An 18076-nucleotide genomic window follows, 5' to 3' on the forward strand; every position below is an offset into this window, starting at 1 on the left:
GGGTCAGGGCGTTCGCCCACGGCGATCGTAGGCGATCAGCCCGACAGTTCCGGCGATACAGCAGAATGCGACGGCCCCCATGGCGAGCTCGAACCCCATCAGCGCCGCCAGCGGTGGTGCCACCGCCTTGGCCACGGTGATCGGCAGGGCCAGGGCCCCGCTGATGGAGGCGTAGGCGGCCGTGCCGTACCTCTCGGCGAGCAGGGCGGGCCTGGCGAGGGTCGCGACGCCGAAGCCCAGCCCGAACAGGACCACCGCGGCGATCGCGCCGGAGGTGCTGCGGCCGAGGAAGAGCAGCAGAAGCGCGGCCACGCCCTGCAGGGCGAAGACGGTGGCGGCCACGAGCGCGATGCGGTAGCGGCCCTGCAATCCGGTGGTGACCACGCGACCGGTCACCGAGAGCACACCGAGCAGCCCGGCGACGGTGGCGGCGAAGAGCGGAGGGTGGCCCAGCGTGATCAGGTAGGTCACGAGCAGCACGCCCATCACGGCCACCGCGCCCGTCTGCGCCAGGAACGCCACCACCAGCAGCCAGAACGGGCGCTCGCGCAGGGCCGCGCCGACGGCCGCGCGGGTGGGCGGCGGCCGCTCCACGGTCCGCCTGCGCACCGCGAACCAATGCAGGGGTACGGCCGGCAGCCCGTACCCGACGGCCAGCACGACCAGTGCCGTCCGCCAGCCGTACCGGTCGACGAGGAAGCCCGTGACCGGCAGGAAGATGCTGGAGGCGAAGCCGGCGACGATCGTGACGGCGAGCAGGGCCCGCGGCCGCCGCGCCGCGTCGAACCAGGCGACGATCACCGCGAAGGCGGCCTCGTAGAGCACCATTCCCGACGCGAGCCCGAGCACCGCGCAGACGAGGTACAGCTGCGGCAGGTTCTGCACCTGCGACCAGGCCAGCACGGCGCCCGCGGCGAGGGCGGAGCCGAGCGTCATGAGGCCGCGCCCGCCGTGGCGGTCGAGCCAGCCGCCGACCAGCGGCGCCACGAGCCCGGACACGAGCACGGAGAGCGTGAGCGCGCCGGCGAGCTGGGGCACGCTCGCCCGAAGCTCCGCCGACATCGGCGTAATAAAGACTGAGAAAGCGTAGTAAAGAACGCCGAAACCAGCGGTCTGAGTGATCGCCAGCGCGGCGATCATCCGCATTCCTTCGGGCTCGGGAAGCGCCGGCCGTGCGGAACGCGCAAACCCGCGCCGATCCTCAACGATCACGTAAAGAACCCTGCCCCCGGATAAATCCGTCCATGTGGTGAGATAGAGCACACTATGGCTTACGTCGTAACAGGCGGCAGCAACGGCATCGGCCTGGCCATCGTCCACCGGCTGCCGGGCCGGGTCGTCGTCATCGACCGCGCCCTCCCGGCGGAGCGGGACGACCGCGTGACCACCATCGTCGGCGACGCCGCCGACGAGCGGACGGCCATGGAAGCGGCCGCCAGAGCCGCCCCCCTCGAGGGCTGGGTCAACAACGCCGCCGTCTTCGGCGACGCGTCGGTGCACGACGCGCCGATCGCGGAGGTCCGCCGCCTGATCGCCGCCAACCTCGACCTCGCCGTCGTGGGCTGCGCGATCGCGGTCCGGGCCTTCCTCGCCCAGGGTACGGCCGGCGCCATCGTCAACCTGACCTCCCACCAGGCCGCGCGGGCGGTGCCCGGCGCCCTGCCGTACGCCACGGCCAAGGCCGCCGTCGAGGGCCTGACCAGGGCCTTGGCGGTGGAGTACGGCAGGCGCGGGATCCGGGTCAACGCCGTGGCCCCGGGCTCGGTGGCCACGGGCAGGTACGCGCGCCTGGTCACCCCGGAGGTGGAGCGGGAGATGGCCCGCCTGCACCCGATCGGCAGGGTGGCCGAGGCGGATGAAATCGCGCGGGTGGTGGCGTTCCTGTTGTCGGAGGCGGCCTCGTTCGTCAACGGCGCGACGGTCCCGGTGGACGGCGGCAGGACGGCCCTCGGATTCGACCCCGAAGCACGGGAATGAAAACCATTGCCACGTGGTTGAGGCGGCCATGAAGAAGAACCTGCACCCCGCGTACCGTCCCGTCGTCTTCCGTGACAAGAGCGCGGACTACGCCTTCCTCACCCGGTCGACCCGCATCAGCGAGCAGACGATCGAGTGGACCGACGGCAACACCTACCCGGTGGTGGACGTGGACGTCTCCTCGGCCAGCCACCCCTTCTACACCGGCCGCGGCCGCATCCTGGACACCGCGGGCCGGGTCGAGCGCTTCCAGCAGCGCTACGGCAAGAAGTGAGTCACGGGGCGAACCGCCCCAGGTCCGACCGGGTGGGAAGCGTCTCCCACTCGCTGGCTCCCGTGGTGGCGGCGGCGCTCAGCGCGGCGCCCCGCTGGAGGCGTTCCGGCGGCGTGAGCCCGTCCAGCGCGGCGGAGATGTAGCCGGCCGCGAACGCCTCCTCCGACCCGGCCACGTCCACGATCGGCACCTGTGTCCGCGGCACGTCGTAGCGCATGCGGTCGGCCCGGACGCTGAAGCCCTTCGCGCCCCGGCTGACGACCACCTCCCGCTCCGCGGTGAGCGCGGGTTTGACCAGGTCCAGCTCGTCCTGGCTGACGAACAGCAGGTGGGAGGCGCAGGCCAGCTCGCCGAGCACCTCCTCGGCCGTGCGCACCGACGGCCACAGCGAGGGCCGGTAGGTGACCGCGAAGGAGATGAGCGCCTCGGCGTTGCGCGCGGCGTTGACCGCGATGCGGACCGCCTCCAGGCAGTCGTGGCTGAGCGCCGCGGTGGTGCCGGTGACGTGCAGAAGCCGCGCGGACCCGATCCGGTCGATGGGGACGTTGCCCGGCGCCAGCCGGGTTCCGGCGGAGCCGCCGTGATAGTAGGAGGTCAGGCCGGGGTAGCCGACCCTGGACTCCTTCAGCAGCAACCCCGTGGTGGCGCTGTCGTCCACCCGCGTGTCGGCGATGTCCACGCCCTCGCCGCGCAGCACGGACAGCGCCCGCGCGCCCAGCTCGTCCGCGCCCACCTTGCCGAGGAAGGCCACCCGGTGCCCGAGCCGTGCCAGCCCGACGGCCAGGGAGAACTCCGGCCCGCACACGTCGAGCCTGGCCTCGCTGTCATGACGGACCCGGCCGCTGGAGACGACACCCATGGCGGCGCCCAGGGTGTACACATCGCTCATGGGGCCCGACTGTAGCCGCCCATAACGGATTTTTCTGCTCCACCCCAGGTCAACCGCATGGTCAAAAGTTTCTTGTCACTTTGGCCAACTTTCTTCTCGCTTCACGCCTCCAAGTAAGTGAGGAAACCGGCTATCCCGAGACGGTTTCAGAGCACTGAGAGGATTAGCACCCTCATGAAGAAGATCGCAGTCGGCGTCGTTTCCGCCATGGTCGGTGGGGCGATGCTGCTGACCGGGGGCACTGCAACCGCCCAGACGCGGGCGGCTTCCGTCGAGATTCAGGACATCTCGCCCAACCCTGTCGTAGTCCCCAAGGGCGGCGAGACGACCGCTTACATCAAGGTCAACGCCAGCAGCGACATCGAGAAGGTGACCGTCAAGGTCCGCCCCGAGGGCAACACCTTCCGCGCGCTGACCGACAAGACCGTCAACCACCAGAGCTGGCGCTTCTCCACCGTCTTCAACGACAACGACTACGACGGCAAGTGGAGCGCGATCGCCGAGGCGTTCAACAAGGACGGCAAGAAGGTCGCCGAGGACACCGCGTACTTCTCGGTCGACGTCGAGGAGGGCGGCAAGTCCGACACCCGGATCACCCGGTTCAACGCCGACCCGTACAAGGTCCGTAAGGGCAAGAACATCTACTTCTCCGGCCGCCTCCAGGTCGACGACGACGGCTGGGAGGGTGTCCGCGGCGAGAAGGTGGACATCTACTACCGCGCCAACGGCCACAGCGGCTGGAAGTGGGTCGCCTCCGGCAAGACGCAGTGGGGCGGCAAGTTCTACGCCAAGACGCGTGCCTGGAAGTCCGGCACCTTCAAGGCCGTCTACGAGGGCAGCGACGAGCTGAACAGCTCCGAGAGCGGCCGCGACTACGTGCGGGTCGTGCGCTGGCACTAAGCCCCGATAGTCACCTGTGAGAGCCCGGTCCCGGAAGGGGCCGGGCTCTTCGCATGGACAGGCGCGTAAAGGTTCGTGAGGGCCACTGTGCGGTAGCACACAGTTATGGACCTGCTCAAGGACTACGATCCGTTCGCCATCTTCGACGCCGAGGCCGACCGGCTCGACGTGTTCTTCTCCGGCCTCGACGCCGCGGACTGGGAGCGGCCCACGCGCTGCGCGGGGTGGTCGGTGCGCGACGTGCTGGCCCACCTGGCCGGCGAGGAACTGTACAACCACGCCGCCCTGGACGGCATCGTCCAGCAGCTCATGGCCGGTCTCGCGGCCGAGGGCATCACGGGCTTCAACGAGTTCAACGAGTGGTGTGTACGGCAGCGCCGCGGCGTGCCCGTGGGCCAGGTCCTGGCGGAGTGGCGGGAGAAGAACGGCGAGACGCGGGCCCGCATGCGCGCCCTGGGCCGTGACGCCACCCTCGACACGCTCGTCGGCCCCTACCCGGTCGGCTCGCAGACCTTCCACTACGACTCGGAGTACGCCACCCACGCCGACGACATCGGTGCTCCGGTCGGCGAGGAGGAGTTCCACGACCGGACGCTGTGGCGGGTGGCGGTGGGCCGCTTCGCCCTGGCCGAGCACGACACGAAGATTCAGGTCGAACAGACCGCCGACCAGATCTGGGTGAACGCGGGCGACCTCAGCGCCGGGCTGTCCTACCCCGAGTTCGTCAACGCGACCGTGGGCAGAGCGAGTCCGGAGACCGATCCCCGGCTCGCCGAGGCGTTGCGGTGCCTGGCCTGAAGGGAGGCCGATCATGTGGTTGCGTGACAGGGAGGGTACGGAGCCGGTGAACGCGCGCAGCCCGGTGCGCCTTCGCCGGATCCTGTCGGTGATCGCCCTGGTGGCGGGGGTGGCCTTGGCCGCCTTCTTCGCCTGGAGGGCGAAGGTGACGGGGGAGGAGGTGTGGAGCTGGGAGGCGGTGATCGCCGCCGCCGTGGCGCTGGTGGCCGCGGGTGACATCATGCTGCTGCGCCGCCGCAAGTGAACGCAAACGATGGTAATTTCTTGCGCTGATCGTCGTATGATTTGCGCATGACGCGACGACTGGCAGAGGTGGCCAAGAAGGTCGGAGTGAGCGAGGCGACCGTGAGTCGCGTGCTCAACGGCAAGCCCGGGGTGTCGGAGGCGACGCGGGAGGCGGTGCTGACCGCCCTCGACGTGCTCGGGTACGAGCGGCCCAGCCAGTTGCGCGGCGACCGGGCGAGGCTGGTCGGCCTGGTGCTGCCCGAGTTGCAGAACCCGATCTTCCCCGCCTTCGCGGAGGTGGTCGGCGGGGCGCTGGCGCAGCAGGGGTTCACCTCGCTGCTGTGCACCAGGACCGTCGGCGGGGTGACGGAGGCGGAGTACGTCGATCTGCTGTTGCAGCAGCAGGTCAGCGGCGTGGTCTTCGCCGGCGGCCTCTACGCCCAGGCCGACGCCGCGCACGGCCACTACGAGCTGCTGCTGGAGCGCAAGCTGCCCACGGTGCTGGTCAACGCGGCCGTCGGGCACCTCGGCTTCCCGCAGGTCTCCTGCGACGACACCGTGGCCGCCGAGATGGCGCTCGGCCACCTGCGGGCGCTCGGCCACGAGCGGGTGGGCATGGTGCTCGGCCCGGCCGACCACGTCCCCTCGCGGCGCAAGCTCGCCGCCTTCCTCGACGGCGGCGGCGACCCCGCGCTGGTCGAGCAGACGATGTTCTCGCTGGAGGGCGGGCACGCGGCGGCGGCGCGGCTGGTCGGGCGCGAGGTGACCGGCATCGTGTGCGCCAGCGACCTGCTCGCGCTGGGCGCGGTGCGCGCGGCGCGGCGGGCGGGCCGCTCGGTACCCGAGGACGTCTCGGTCATCGGCTTCGACGACTCGGCGCTCATGAACTGCACCGACCCGCCCCTGACCACCGTGCGCCAGCCCATCGACGCCATGGGCAGGGCGGCGGTCGACCTGCTGGTCGCGCAGATCGGCAAGGCCGCCGTGCCCGCCGACGAGCTGCTGTTCGAGCCCGAGCTCGTGGTGAGGGCCTCGACCGCCCGCGCCTAATCGTTATCTTGCATATATCTGTCGAGTTATTGCAGCCTTCTGTCCGCGAACCTATCGTGTGGGCCACACCACGGGATCGCACCAGAAGGGTCAGATCCATGCACAGCACTCGCAGAGCCATGGCGCTGTTTCTCGTCGCAGGACTGGCGGGACCGGCGGCATGTGGCACGACAACCCCCTCGGCGACCACCGAGGGCAAGGTGACGATCAAGGTGGCGTGCCAGCCCGCCAAGAGCGACCCCCGCAACCGCAAGGTCTGGGACGACGACGTCGCCGCCTTCCAGAAGCTGCACCCGGACGTCACGGTCGTCAGCACCGACCAGCAGCCGTGCTTCGACCCCAAGACGTTCGGGCCCAAGCTGGCCGGCGGCCAGATGGAGACCGTCTTCCGGGTCCCGGTGACCAACACCCAGGACGTCATCGCCAAGGGCCAGGCCCGCGACATCACCGGCCTGACCGGCGAGATCAAGAACTTCGGCGACTTCTCGCCCGCCACCATGACCCCCTACAGCGCGGGCGGGAAGATCTACGGCATCCCGACCAGCACCTACAGCGTCGGCCTGGTCTACAACCGTACGCTGTTCCAGCGGGCGGGGCTCGACCCGGACACCCCGCCCAAGACCTGGGCCGAGGTGCGCGAGGCGGCCAAGAAGATCGCCGCCCTCGGCCCCGGCCACGTCGGCTACGGCGAGTACAGCGGCGGCAACACCGGCGGCTGGCACTTCAACCAGGCCATCTACGGCCGCGGCGGCGAGATGGTCACCGCGGATGGCAAGCAGGCCGCCTTCAACAGCCCCGAAGGCAAGGCCGTCCTGCAGTTCCTCAAGGACCTGCGCTGGAGCGACAACAGCATGGGCACCAAGCTCCTGGTCGGCTGGGAGTCGCTCATGCAGGCCATGGGCAGCGGCAAGACCGGCATGATGCTCGGCGCCCCCGACGTCGTGCCCGATCTGGTCAACAAGTTCAGCGGCCAGTTCGCCGACTACGGCATCGGGCCCTTCCCCGAGGGGAAGGCGTCGCTGTCCGGCGGCGAAGGCTTCATGATCAACCCGAAGGCCACCCCCGAAGAGGCCAAGGCCGGGCTGCAGTGGATCGACTTCTACTGGACCACGCCCGGCCGGGGCGTCTTCGACTACGAGCGGGCCAAGACCATCGGCAACCCCGTCGGCCTGCCCAACAACACGCTCTTCGGCGACTCGCCCTCCGGCAAGAAGATCACCGAGCTGCAGAAGCAGTTCGCCACGCTGCCGGTGGCGAACTTCCAGCCGTTCACGGACGGCTCGGCGGCCATTCCCGCCAAGCTGGAGCCGCCCAAGGCGCAGGAGCTCTACGCCATCCTGGACGTGGCCATGTCGGCCGTGCTCAGCCGTAGGGACGCCGACATCGACAAGCTGCTGGCCGACGCGGCGAGCAAGGCCAACACGATCCTGGCCAAGAACTGATGCTGATCGCCGATGCCGGGACGCGGCGGCGGGCGCACGTGCCGTCGCGCCTCGGCCGCTCCCTCCGGCGCAACCTCACCGCCTACGGATTCCTGTGCGCCGCCCTGGCGTGCTTCGCGGTCTTCGCCTGGTATCCGATGGTGCGCACGTTCATCCTGAGCTTCCAGCAGACGAACCTCATCGACGAGCCGGCCTGGGTGGGGCTGGAGAACTTCCGAACCGTGGTGGCCGACCCCGCCTTCGGCGAAGCCTGGCTCAACACGCTGGAGTTCACCGTCCTGGCCCTGCTGTGCGGGTACGTGGTGCCGTTCGCGATCGCGATCGTGCTCAACGAGCTGCGCCACGCCCGCGCCTACCTGCGCTTCGTGGTCTACCTGCCGGTCATGCTGCCGCCGATCGTCTCGGTGCTGATGTTCCGGTGGTTCTTCGACCCGGGGCCTGGGCTGTTCAACCAGATCCTGGCCGTCTTCGGCATCCCCGGGGCGGCCTGGCTCGACTCGACCGGCACCGCGCTGATCTCGCTGGTGATCGTCTCCACCTGGATGAACCTGGGCAGCGGCACGCTCATCTACCTGGCCGCGCTGCAGAACATCCCCGGCGAGCTCTACGAGGCCGCCGAACTGGACGGCGCCGGGATCTGGCGGCGGATCCGGCACATCACGATCCCGCAGACCAAGCTGATCCTGCTGCTCATGCTGATGCTGCAGATCGTGGCCACCATGCAGGTGTTCATCGAGCCGTTCATGCTCACACTCGGCGGCCCGGAGAACGCCACGCTGACCGTCGCCTACCTCATGTACCAGTACGCCTTCGTCTACGGCGGCAACTACGGCGCCGGCGGCGCGCTCGGCCTCATGCTCATGACCGTGCTGCTCGCCTTCGCCGTCGTGCAGCTGCGTCTCACCCGCCAGGAGCGGCGATGACGACGCGCACGATCATCTCGCCCCTCCAGCTCAACTCCCGGTGGGGCCGCCGCCTGTACTGGCTGGTCCTGATCACGGTGCTGGTGACCTTCACGCTCGCGTTCGTCTTCCCGCTCTACTGGATGATCACCGGGGCGATGAAGACGGGCGAGGAGATCGCCCAGATGCCGCCCACGCTCTTCCCGGCCAGCCCGAGCCTGGACGCCTTCCTGGAGGCGTGGGAGCTGTTCGACATCGGCACGCTCCTGCGCAACACCGGCGTCTACGCGCTCGGCGCCTGGGCCTTCACCATGGTCATCGACGTCACCGCGGCGTTCGCGCTGTCGAAGCTGCGGCCGGTGTTCGGCGGATTCATCCTCGGCGCGATGCTGGCCACGCTGATGATCCCGCCGATGGTCGTGCTCATCCCGCTGTACGTCACGGTCGTGGACTTCGGCCTGCTCAATACGCCGTGGGCCATCTGGCTCCCGGCCGCGGTCAACGGGTTCAACATCTTCCTGCTCAAGCGGTTCTTCGACTCGATCCCTCGCGAGCTGCTCGAAGCCGCCGAAATCGACGGCGGCGGCCCGCTGCGCCTCCTGTGGTCGGTCGTGCTGCCCGTCTCGCGGCCCATCCTCGGCGTCGTCTCCATCTTCACCGTGGTCAACGTCTTCCGGGACTTCGTCTACCCGTTCCTCGTCCTGTCCGACAGCGACAAGATGACGGTCTCCGTGGGCCTGTCCCAGACGGCCGGCCAGGTGACCCAGAACGCGATCATGGGCGGCCTGGTCATCGCCAGCATCCCGGCCGTCATCGTGTTCTTCCTGTTCCAGCGGCACATCATGGCGGGCCTCACCGCCGGAAGCATCAAGGGGTAACCACATGTCGCAAGCGTGGTGGCGGGGGGCCGCGATCTACCAGGTGTACCTGCGTAGTTTCGCCGACGGCAACGGGGACGGGGCGGGCGACCTCACCGGGCTCCGGGGACGCCTGCCGTACCTCAAGGACCTTGGTGTGGACGCGATCTGGCTCAACCCCTGGTACCCGTCGCCGATGGCCGACGGCGGCTACGACGTGGCCGACTACCGCGGGATCGAGCCGGTCTTCGGGACGCTGGGCGAGGCGGAGAAGTTCATCGCCGAGGCGCATGGGCTGGGCATCAAGGTGATCATCGACGTGGTGCCGAACCACAGCTCCACCGCGAGCGCCTGGTTCCAGGAGGCGCTCGCGGACCCGGGCGCGCGGGAGCGGTTCTGGTTCCGCGACGAGCCGAACGACTGGCAGTCGATCTTCGGGGGCCCCGCGTGGACGCAGGTCGCGGACGGGCAGTGGTACCTGCACCTGTTCGCCCCGGAACAGCCGGACTTCAACTGGGACTCGGCCGAGGTGCGCGCCGACTTCGAGGACGTGCTGCGCTTCTGGTTCGAGCGCGGGGTGGACGGCTTCCGCGTCGACTCGGCCGCGCTGCTGGTCAAGGACGAGACGCGCTGGGAGGACCTCGACCCGGTCCACGACGTCTACCGGCGCTGGCGGGAGATCGCCGACGAGTACGGCGACCGGATCCTCATCGGCGAGCTCTGGCTGCCCGACCAGGAGCGCTTCGCCCGCTACCTGCGCCCCGACGAGCTGCACACCGCCTTCAACTTCGACTTCCTGTCCTGCCCGTGGGAGCCCGCCGAGCTGCGCCGCGTCATCGACCTGACCCTCGCCACGCACACCCCCATCGGCGCGCCGCCGACGTGGGTGCTGGCCAACCACGACGTCACCCGCCCGGTCACGAGGTACGGCAGGGCCGACACGTCCTTCGCGCACGGCGGCGCCCTGCACGGCAGCCCCTCGGACCCGGTGCTCGGGGTGCGCCGGGCACGGGCGGCGGCGCTGCTGGCCATGGCGCTGCCCGGCTGCGTCTACGTCTACCAGGGCGAGGAACTCGGCCTCCCCGAGGTGGAGGACCTGCCCGACGCCGCCCGCCAGGATCCCATGTACGCCCGCTCCGGCGGCGCCAACCGGGGCCGTGACGGCTGCCGCGTCCCCCTGCCCTGGTCCGGCGCCGAACCTCCCTACGGCTTCGGCGGTGCGCCCACCTGGCTCCCCCAGCCGGAGGGCTGGGCCGCGCTGACCGCCGAGGCCCAGAGCGCCGACCCGGGCTCCATGCTCACCCTCTACCGCCGGGCCCTGAGCCTGCGCCGCGAACTGCTCGGCGACGGCACCATGACCTGGCTGGACCTGGGCCCCGGCGTGCTGGCGTTCACCCGGGACTCCGGCCTGACCAGCGTCACCAACCTCGGCGCCGAGCCGGTCCGGCTCCCGCCCGGCGACCCCGTCCTGACCAGCGGCCCGCTGACCGATGGACACCTCCCTGCGGACACCACCGCCTGGCTCTACGATCGGCAAACGTGACCCGACTCATCCCCTTTCCGCCCGACCGGCTGGATCCGGCGGCCCGCGCGGTCTACGACACGATCACCTCGGGGCCGCGCGGCGCCTCGGTGACCTCCTCGGACGGGACGCTGATCGGCCCGTTCAACGCGATGCTGCTCAGCCCGCCGCTCGGCGACGCCCTTCAGGCGCTCGGCGCGGCCGTCCGCTACCACTCCCGGCTCACCGACCGCTGCCGCGAGCTGGCCACGCTGGTCGTGGCCAACTCGATGGACAGCGCCTTCGAACGGCGGGCCCACGAGGCGCTGGCCCGGCCGCTCGGCTTCACCGACGAGCAGCTCGACGCGCTGCGCGCCGGTACGCCGCCCGACCTCGACGACGCGGGGGAGCGGGCCGTGTACCGGATCGTCCGCGCCCTGGTCACGAGGGGCGACCTGGACGAGGAGGAGTACGCGCTGCTGCCCGAGCAGGTGGTGTTCGAGCTGACCACGCTGGTCGGCTACTACCGCACCCTGGCCCTCCAGCTGCGGGTCTTCCGCGTCTAGACGAACGCCGTCAGGCAAGGAGAGGGCGCGGGGGAGACCGGCTTCAGGGCCTCGTCCGCGGGAACCCGTCATGCACGTAACGGGAATCGGCGACGACCACCTTCGCGCCCTTCGTCAGATCCGTCACTGCTACCGGGGGGCTCCCGCCGGTTGCACCCGGTTCACGCGGATTCCCGGATGATCAGATCGGTCGGCAGGATGATCGGCTCCCGAGGGCCGTTCTCGAACAACGACAACAGCAGCCGGACCATCGCCGCCGCCTGGTCGAAGACGGGATGCCGGACCGTGGTCAGCGGCGGCTCGGTGTACTTGGCCGCCTCGATGTCGTCGAAGCCCACCACCGCCACGTCGCCGGGAACCCGGCGGCCCGCCTGCCGCAGCGCCTGCAGCGCGCCGACCGCCATCAGGTCGTTGGCCACGAAGACCGCGTCCAGCTCCGGGTCGTCGCGCAGCAACTGGCGCATCGCGGTCGCGCCCGACTCGCGGGTGAAGTCGCCCACCGCCACGATCGAGCGCCGATCCGACTCGCGCAACACGTTGCGGTAGCCGGTCAGCCGGTCCTGGCCGCCGATCATGTCCAGGGGGCCGGCGATCGTGGCGATCCGCCTGCGGCCGGTGTCCAGGAGGTACCGGACCGCCGATTCCGCGCCGCCCACGTTGTCGTTGTCGACGAACGGGATGTCGACGGGTACGGCCGGCCTGCCGTACGAGACGACGGGCACGCGCAGCCGGGAGACGGCGGCGGGCAGGGGGTCGGCGCCGTGCATGGAGATGAGCATGACCCCGTCGACGTGCCCGCCGGCGATGTAGCGCTCCACCCGCGCGTGGCTCTTGGGGGAGGAGGCCAGCATGAGCACGACCTGTTTGTCGGCCGCCTCGAGTTCGACGCTGGCCGTCCTGATCACTGTGGAGAACAACGGGTCGTCGGCGAAGACCCGGGACGGCGGCTCCGAGACGACCAGCGCGATCGAGTCGGTCCGCTGGGTGACGAGGCTGCGGGCGGCGCTGTTGGGCACGTACCCGAGTTCGTCGATGGCCCGCAACACCGCGTCGCGGATTCCCGGCGCCACGGTCGTCTGCCCGTTGACGACCCGGGAGGCGGTGGCACGTGACACTCCGGCCCGCGCCGCGACCGCCTCCAACGTCGGACGTTTTATCACGCTAGGAATCTACAGTCCGTTCCTGGCGATGACGTCGCGGTACCACAGAGCGCTGTCCTTGGGGGTTCGCGCCTGGGTGGCGTAGTCGACGTGCACGATGCCGAAGCGGCGCCGGTAGCCCTCGGCCCACTCGAAGTTGTCCAGCAGCGACCACACCAGGTATCCGCGCACGTCGGCGCCCTGCTTGATGGCCAGATCGACCGCGCGCAGGTGCCCGTCGAGATAGGCCAGCCGGTCGGCGTCGCGTACCCGGCCGCCCTCGAGCACGTCGTCGTAGGCGGCGCCGTTCTCCGTGACCATGAAACCGGCCTGCGGATAGTCGTGCGAGAGCCGTACCAGCAGCCTGGACAGGCCCGTGGGCACGACCGGCCAGCCCATCGCGGTGACCGGCGCGTCGGCGGCGGCGAAGCCCACGTCCTCCGAGCCGGGCCAGGCGGGGTCGGCGGGCGTGCCCGGCGCGGCCCGGACCACGCAGGGGTTGTAGTAGTTCACCCCGATCAGGTCGATCGGGGCGTTGATGATCGCCAGGTCGCCGTCGCGGATGTGCGCGGTGCCGCCGTTGCGCTCGGCCGCCGCCAGCACCTCCGCGGGGTACTCGCCGCGCAGCGCGGGGTCGAGGAACTGGCGGTTGAGGAGCGCGTCGATCGTCCGTACGGCTGCCGCGTCCTCCTCCGACAGGGCGGCGGCCGGGTCGTCGACCTGGGCGGGCGTCAGGACCGGGGCGGAGTTGACCACCAGCATGAGGCTCCGGGCGCCCTGCTCGCGCAGCCGCCGCGCGGCCAGGCCGTGGCCGAGCAGCAGGTGGTGGGCGGCGCGCATGGCGGCGGCGGCGTCCTTGCGGCCGGGGGCGTGGACGCCGTTGCCGTACCCGAGGAAGGCGGCGACCCAGGGCTCGTTGAGCGTGGCCCACTGCTCGACCCGGTCACCCAGCCTGGCGTGTACGGCTGCCGCGTAGTCGGCGAAGCGGTGGGCGGTGTCGCGTTCTGCCCAGCCGCCCCGGTCTTCGAGGGCTTGGGGGAGGTCCCAGTGATACAGCGTCACGTACGGCGAAATTTCGGCCTTTAGTAGCTCATCCAGGAGTCTGTCGTAAAAATCCAGACCCGCGGGGTTGATGGGGCCGCTGCCGTCCGGCTGGATCCTCGGCCAGGCGATCGAGAAGCGGTAGGCGGCCAGGTTGAGCTCGCGCATCAGCTTCACGTCGTCGGCGTAGCGATGGTAATGGTCGCAGGCGACGGCGCCGGTGTCGCCGTTGTGGACCTTGCCGGCCGTACCCGAGAAGGTGTCCCAGATCGACGGGCCGCGCCCATCCTCCTTCGCCGCCCCCTCGATCTGGTAGGAGGCCGTGGCCGCGCCCCAGACGAAGTTTTCCGGGAAAGTCATCCCTTAACAGCTCCTTGCATGATTCCGCCGATGATCTGCTTGCCGAACACCGCGAAGACCAGGACGAGCGGCAGCGTGCCGATCGCCGTCCCCGCCAGGCCCAGCACGTAGTCGTTGACATAGCCGCTGGCCAGCGTCGACAGCGCGACCTGCACCGTCGGGTTGTCGGGCGTGAGCACCACCAGCGGCCAGAAATAGTCGTTCCACGCCGACATGAACGTCAGCATCCCCAGCACCGCCATCGCCGGCCGCGCCACGGGCAGCACCACGTGCCAGAACAGCCCCCACGTGCCGGCCCCGTCGACCCGCCCCGCCTCCAGCAGCTCGTTGGGCAGCGCCCGCTCCAGGAACTGGGTCATGAAGAACACCCCGAACGCGTTGACCAGCGCCGGCACGACCAGCGCGTACATCGTGCCGGTCCACTCCAGCTTCACCATGAGCATGTAGAGCGGGATGATCCCGAGCTGGGCCGGGACCATCATCGTGCCGACGGTGATCAGCAACATCGCGTTGCGGCCGCGGAAGCGCAGTTTCGCGAAGGCGAACCCGGCCAGCGTCGACAGGAACATCACCGCCACCGAGATCGCCCCGGCCACCAGCACCGAGTTCACCAGCGCCAGCGCGAACGGCACCGTGTCGAAGACCCGCTGGACGTTGGCGAAGAAGTTCCCGCCCGGCAGCAGCGGCGGCGGTACCTCGGCCAGCGCCGAGTTGTGCCGCGAGGCCACCACCACGCTGTAGTAGAGCGGGAAGGCGGAGAAGAAGGCCACCGCGATCAGCGTCAGATACCGCAACCTCATCGCAGCCCTCCCTTCATCCGGCGGGTGAGCAGGTAGTTCACCCCGGCCGCGAGGACCACGAAGAGGAACATCACCCAGGAGGCCGCCGAGGCGTAGCCGAAGTCGAACTTGCTGAAGCCGTGCTCGTAGACGAACAGCGAGAGCGTCTGGAACTGCCGATCCGGCCCGCCGGTCACCAGCGAGCCGCCGAACAACAGCGGCTCGGCCAGGATCTGCATCGCGCCGATCGTCGAGACGATCACCACGAAGACGATCGTCGGCCGGATCATCGGCACCGTGATCTTCCGCAGCTGCGTGAAGCTGGACGCGCCGTCGATCGTGGCCGCCTCATACAGGTCCCTGGGTACGGCCTGCATCGCCGCCAGGAAGATGAGCGCGTTGTAGCCGGTCCAGCGCCACATGATCATGACCGAGATGGCGACGTGCGAGCTGGCCGTACCCGCCGCCCAGTCGATCGCGCCGACCCCGAACCCGCCCAGCACCCAGTTGATCAGCCCGAAGTCCCGGCCGAACAGCTGACTGAAGATCACCACCACCGCCACCACGCTGGTCACGTTCGGCAGCAGCAGGCTGACCCGGAAGAACGTCTGCAGCCGCAGCGGCCGGTTCAGCAGGTGCGCCAGCCAGATGGCCAGCAGCAACTGCGGCACCGTCGAGATGATCCCGATGGACAGCGTGTTGAAGGTGGCGTTCCAGAAGTACGGGTCGCCGAGCAGCGTCCCGAAGTTCCCGAGCCCGATGAACGTGTGCTCGTCGGACAACAGCGTCCACTCGTGCAGCGACACCCACGCGGTGTAGATCAGCGGGAACAACCCGAAGGCGCAGAATAGCAGGAAGAACGGCGCGACATAGGCGTAGGGCGACACCTTCGCGCCGGCCGCGTACCTGCGCCTTCGGAGCAGCGTCAAGGGGATGGCGCTCATTTGATCGTCGCGACGTCCTGGAGCACCTGGGCCCACGCCTCGTCCGGAGTCTGCTTGCCCTGCTCGACCCGGCCCAGCCCGTTGCCGATCGCCGTGCGCACGTCGGCCTCCTTCGGCCCGAGGTGCTGGGGCTTGAGCGCCTTGGCGGCGTCGGAGTAGATCTTGCCGATCGGCGCGTCACCGAAGAACGGCTTGGTGAACGACTGGATCGACGGATCGTCATAGAGCGCCGGAATCGACGGGAACGTGCCCTCCTCCTTGAACACCTTCGCCTGACTCTCCTTGGACGTCAGGAAGTCGATCAGCTCCGCCGCCTCCTTGGGGTGCTTGCCCTGCTTGGGCAGCATGAGGTGGGACCCGCCGCTGTTCCCCGACCCACCGGGCACCGCCGCGATGTCCCACTTGCCGGAGGCGTTCTTGGCCTGCTCCTGAATGAAGCCCGTCATCCACGCCGGGCAGATGATCGTGGCGAACGACCCCTTGGCGAACCCGGTGTTCCACGGCGGCGTGAACGCGGCCAGCTTCGCCGACAGCTCGTTCTGGGAGATCTGATTGGCCAGATCCCAGGCTTTCTTCACGGCCGGGTTGGACCCCACGATGATCGCGTCCTGGGCGTCGTACAGCCCGACCGGAGCCTGGTTGACCATCGCCCGGAAAATCTCACCCGGCGCATCCACGAACTTGGCCCCCGGCACCTTCGCCGCGGCAAACTTCTTGCCCGTCTCGATGTAGCTCTCCCAGGTGGGCCAGAGCCCCGCCACCTCGGTCCGGTCAGTGGGCAGCCCGGCCTTCTCGAACAGGTCCTTGCGGTAGCACATGGCCAGCCCGCCCACGTCCGTGCCGAGCCCGAGCACCTGCTGCCCGCCCTTGCTGAGCCCCTGCTGCCACTTCCAGTCGAGGTAGTCGCCCTGCCGCTTGTCCAGCCCGAACTGCTTGAGATCGTGGAACTTGCCGGGCAGCGCGGTGAACGTACTGACATACCCCACCTCCACGGCCTCGATGTCCGCCGCCCCCGCGTTGGTCGCCAGCCGCTTGACCAGGTTGTTGTGGTGGTCGTTGAACTGCGTGACCTGCTCGACGATCTCGACGTTGGGGTGGGTCTTCTTGTACTCCTCGTAGAGCGGCTTGAAGCCGAAGTCGCCGAAGAGGCCGATGGTGAGCTTGACCTTCTCGGCAGGCTGAGCGGACGCGGCACCCCCGCCGCCGGTCGCGCCTCCGCCTCCGCAGGCGGTGGCAAGGGCAAGGACGAGTGGTACGGCGAGCAGTCGCACACGAGGGGTCATGGGAAACCCTCCAAGCTTTCCTGGGAACTAGGTGAGAGAGCGCTCTCTCAGAGTTATCCCGCCGCTCACCGCAGCTCGTCAACGGAACTTAGATAACGATCTGACGCTGATGAGAGAACGCTCTCTCATGTCTCTCAAGGCGTTCCCGCAGGTGAAGCCCGGGGTGTCCGCCCTTTGGGAGCGCTCTCACAGCCCAAACCCGTGAGCGGTCCGGCACAGCCCCAGAAGACCGGACCCACGCCAACCAACTGCCCCCGGAAACCTTCACCGCCCGGAGCCCCACCGCCCGAAGCCCCACCGCCCGAAGCCCCACCGCCCGAAGCCCCACCGCCCGAAGCCCCACCGCCCGGAGGCACCGACCACCCGGAGGCACCGACCACCCGGGAGGCCCCGATCACCCGGCAGCCCCCACCCCACCTGGGAGCCCCCACCACCTGGGAGGCCCCGACCGCTGGGAGCCCCCACCACCTGGCGGCTCTGTCACCTCGGCCCGGGCTCCATCACCCCGGTCCAGGGGCCGTCACCCAACCGCCTATCGCCGGGGGCCGGACTCCACTCCCACCCGGATGGCCACCATCCTCCGGACCTGGCCTCCGCCCCCTGGGCCGATCACCTTCCCTCGGCCGACCTGGTCGCCGAGGCGGGCTACCGCGGCACCTCCCCGGGCCGGGGCTGGTGGAGCGGCGCGGCGGCCGGCAACCTGGTGCCCGGCCAGCCGGCCCGGGGCAGCTTCCCCCTCCGGCTCACCTCGTCCCCGCCCACACCCGATCCGCCCATACCCGGACCGCCCACACCCGATCCGCCCATACCCGGACCGCCCACACCCGATCCGCCCATACCCGGACCGCCCACACCCGATCCGCCCACACCCGGACCGCCCACACCCGATCCGCCCACACCCGGACCGCCCACACCCGATCCGCCCACACCCGGACCGCCCACACCCGGACCGCCCACACCCGGACCGCCCACACCCGGACCGCCCACACCCGGACCGCCCACACCCGGACCGCCCACACCCGATCCGGTCACACTCGATCCGCCCACACCCGATCCGGTCTACGACCGACTCGGCCGAGGCAGATCTTCTCCCCGGGCTCACCTCGTCCCTCAGCCGCCCGTCCCCGGCCACCCGTCCCAGCCACCCCA

The 18076-nt window shown here is 69.8% G+C and carries 19 protein-coding genes; 11 read left to right on the plus strand and 8 right to left on the minus strand.

Features of this window, described 5'->3' with window-relative positions; genetic code table 11:
- Positions 1 to 3: 3 nt before the first annotated feature.
- Complete coding sequence (locus tag FVE25_RS26625; RefSeq protein ID WP_343046166.1) at positions 4 to 1146, minus strand: MFS transporter; 1143 nt, start codon at positions 1144 to 1146, stop codon at positions 4 to 6.
- A gap of 120 nt (positions 1147 to 1266) precedes the next feature.
- Here FVE25_RS26625 and FVE25_RS26630 point away from each other — a divergent pair, with 120 nt between their 5' ends.
- Together FVE25_RS26630 and FVE25_RS26635 are read left to right on the plus strand one after the other, a co-directional pair.
- Positions 1267 to 1977 (plus strand): SDR family NAD(P)-dependent oxidoreductase, encoded by a 711-nt coding sequence (locus FVE25_RS26630; protein ID WP_157249810.1) that lies wholly within the window; start codon positions 1267 to 1269, stop codon positions 1975 to 1977.
- 28 nt (positions 1978 to 2005) lie between these two features.
- Positions 2006 to 2251, plus strand: a complete 246-nt coding sequence (locus tag FVE25_RS26635) for a type B 50S ribosomal protein L31 (protein ID WP_157249811.1) — start codon at positions 2006 to 2008, stop codon at positions 2249 to 2251.
- A 1-nt stretch (position 2252) separates the two neighbouring features.
- Here the strand turns inward: FVE25_RS26635 and FVE25_RS26640 are convergent, their stop codons facing one another.
- Complete coding sequence (locus FVE25_RS26640) at positions 2253 to 3140, minus strand: sugar kinase (RefSeq protein WP_157249812.1); 888 nt, start codon at positions 3138 to 3140, stop codon at positions 2253 to 2255.
- Between the two features lie 174 nt (positions 3141 to 3314).
- On the opposite strand from FVE25_RS26640, the gene FVE25_RS26645 reads away from it, so the two are divergent.
- The 9 genes from FVE25_RS26645 (at position 3315) to FVE25_RS26685 (ending at position 11381) form a co-directional block, all read left to right on the plus strand.
- Positions 3315 to 4040 (plus strand): hypothetical protein, encoded by a 726-nt coding sequence (locus FVE25_RS26645; RefSeq protein ID WP_157249813.1) that lies wholly within the window; start codon positions 3315 to 3317, stop codon positions 4038 to 4040.
- Between the two features lie 105 nt (positions 4041 to 4145).
- Positions 4146 to 4838, plus strand: a complete 693-nt coding sequence (locus FVE25_RS26650) for a maleylpyruvate isomerase family mycothiol-dependent enzyme (RefSeq protein ID WP_157249814.1) — start codon at positions 4146 to 4148, stop codon at positions 4836 to 4838.
- A 13-nt stretch (positions 4839 to 4851) separates the two neighbouring features.
- Positions 4852 to 5082: a DUF6343 family protein gene (locus FVE25_RS26655; RefSeq protein WP_157249815.1), complete on the plus strand. Its 231-nt coding sequence runs from the start codon at positions 4852 to 4854 to the stop codon at positions 5080 to 5082.
- Positions 5083 to 5129: 47 nt separating this feature from the next.
- A complete protein-coding gene (locus FVE25_RS26660) occupies positions 5130 to 6113 on the plus strand; it encodes a LacI family DNA-binding transcriptional regulator (RefSeq protein ID WP_157249816.1) in 984 nt (327 codons plus the stop codon).
- 98 nt (positions 6114 to 6211) lie between these two features.
- Positions 6212 to 7555, plus strand: coding sequence for an ABC transporter substrate-binding protein (locus tag FVE25_RS26665; protein ID WP_157249817.1), 1344 nt, complete (start codon positions 6212 to 6214; stop codon positions 7553 to 7555).
- A complete protein-coding gene (locus tag FVE25_RS26670) occupies positions 7555 to 8478 on the plus strand; it encodes a carbohydrate ABC transporter permease (RefSeq protein WP_157249818.1) in 924 nt (307 codons plus the stop codon). The genes FVE25_RS26665 and FVE25_RS26670 overlap by 1 nt, the downstream gene beginning before the upstream one ends.
- A complete protein-coding gene (locus FVE25_RS26675) occupies positions 8475 to 9335 on the plus strand; it encodes a carbohydrate ABC transporter permease (protein WP_157249819.1) in 861 nt (286 codons plus the stop codon). The genes FVE25_RS26670 and FVE25_RS26675 overlap by 4 nt, the downstream gene beginning before the upstream one ends.
- Positions 9336 to 9339: 4 nt before the next feature.
- A complete protein-coding gene (locus FVE25_RS26680; RefSeq protein ID WP_157249820.1) occupies positions 9340 to 10857 on the plus strand; it encodes a glycoside hydrolase family 13 protein in 1518 nt (505 codons plus the stop codon).
- The gene (locus FVE25_RS26685) at positions 10854 to 11381 is read left to right on the plus strand and encodes a carboxymuconolactone decarboxylase family protein (protein WP_246267493.1); all 528 of its coding nucleotides are present in this window, start codon (positions 10854 to 10856) and stop codon (positions 11379 to 11381) included. The genes FVE25_RS26680 and FVE25_RS26685 overlap by 4 nt, the downstream gene beginning before the upstream one ends.
- A gap of 161 nt (positions 11382 to 11542) precedes the next feature.
- Here the strand turns inward: FVE25_RS26685 and FVE25_RS26690 are convergent, their stop codons facing one another.
- The 6 genes from FVE25_RS26690 to FVE25_RS26720 form a co-directional block, all read right to left on the minus strand.
- Positions 11543 to 12538 carry a LacI family DNA-binding transcriptional regulator gene (locus FVE25_RS26690; protein WP_157250178.1) on the minus strand — a complete coding sequence of 332 codons (996 nt, stop codon included), beginning with the start codon at positions 12536 to 12538 and terminating at the stop codon, positions 11543 to 11545.
- Positions 12539 to 12550: 12 nt separating this feature from the next.
- Entirely contained in the window at positions 12551 to 13921 is a 1371-nt protein-coding gene (locus tag FVE25_RS26695) for a GH1 family beta-glucosidase (protein ID WP_157249821.1), read from the minus strand.
- On the minus strand, positions 13918 to 14721 hold the full coding sequence (locus tag FVE25_RS26700; protein WP_157249822.1) for a carbohydrate ABC transporter permease: 804 nt from the start codon (positions 14719 to 14721) through the stop codon (positions 13918 to 13920). The genes FVE25_RS26695 and FVE25_RS26700 overlap by 4 nt, the downstream gene beginning before the upstream one ends.
- A complete protein-coding gene (locus FVE25_RS26705; protein ID WP_157249823.1) occupies positions 14718 to 15644 on the minus strand; it encodes a carbohydrate ABC transporter permease in 927 nt (308 codons plus the stop codon). The genes FVE25_RS26700 and FVE25_RS26705 overlap by 4 nt, the downstream gene beginning before the upstream one ends.
- Positions 15641 to 16927 carry an ABC transporter substrate-binding protein gene (locus FVE25_RS26710; protein WP_157249824.1) on the minus strand — a complete coding sequence of 429 codons (1287 nt, stop codon included), beginning with the start codon at positions 16925 to 16927 and terminating at the stop codon, positions 15641 to 15643. The genes FVE25_RS26705 and FVE25_RS26710 overlap by 4 nt, the downstream gene beginning before the upstream one ends.
- Positions 16928 to 17670: 743 nt before the next feature.
- Positions 17671 to 17946 (minus strand): hypothetical protein, encoded by a 276-nt coding sequence (locus tag FVE25_RS26720; RefSeq protein ID WP_157249826.1) that lies wholly within the window; start codon positions 17944 to 17946, stop codon positions 17671 to 17673.
- Between the last annotated feature and the right edge of the window lie 130 nt (positions 17947 to 18076).

It is taken from the genome of Nonomuraea typhae (assembly GCF_009760925.1).
GTDB lineage: Bacteria > Actinomycetota > Actinomycetes > Streptosporangiales > Streptosporangiaceae > Nonomuraea > Nonomuraea typhae.